The 355-nt window shown below is 66.2% G+C and carries 1 protein-coding gene; it reads right to left on the bottom strand.

The genetic code is table 11. The features are described 5' to 3' along the window. Positions 1–26: 26 nt before the first annotated feature. Positions 27–355: transposase family protein (locus tag AC1MIR_RS27785; RefSeq protein ID WP_480031404.1), on the bottom strand; the 329-nt coding region annotated here is incomplete at its 5' end.

The raw sequence follows: 355 nt of genomic DNA, 5'->3' as shown, positions 1-355 counted from the left end.
TGACCCTGCCCCCTAATTGCCCTCGTTCATGAGCAGAGCCTGTTCTCCATTTGCCCCGATGCGGGGCGGGTTGCAAATGCGGCTGGGGTGAGCCCGTTCAGGCTCGTGTGCGGGCGGGCCGTGTTGTAGTCGCTCCTCCATGCTTCGATGATGCGGCGCGCCGCGGGCAGGCTGCCGAACAGATGCTCGTTGAGGCATTCATCGCGGAACCGGCCGTTGAAGCTCTCGACGAACCCGTTCTGCTGCGGCTTGCCAGGCGCGATGTAGTGCCAGGCGACGCCACGCTCCTGCTGCCAGCGCAGCATCGCGTGCGAGGTCAGCTCGGTGCCGTTGTCGCTGACGATCAGCGCCGGGC

This window comes from Falsiroseomonas sp. RANM36 (assembly GCF_056682175.1).
The sequence above is the reverse complement of the archived record's forward strand: the minus strand, read 5'-3'. Positions and strand labels throughout refer to the sequence as shown.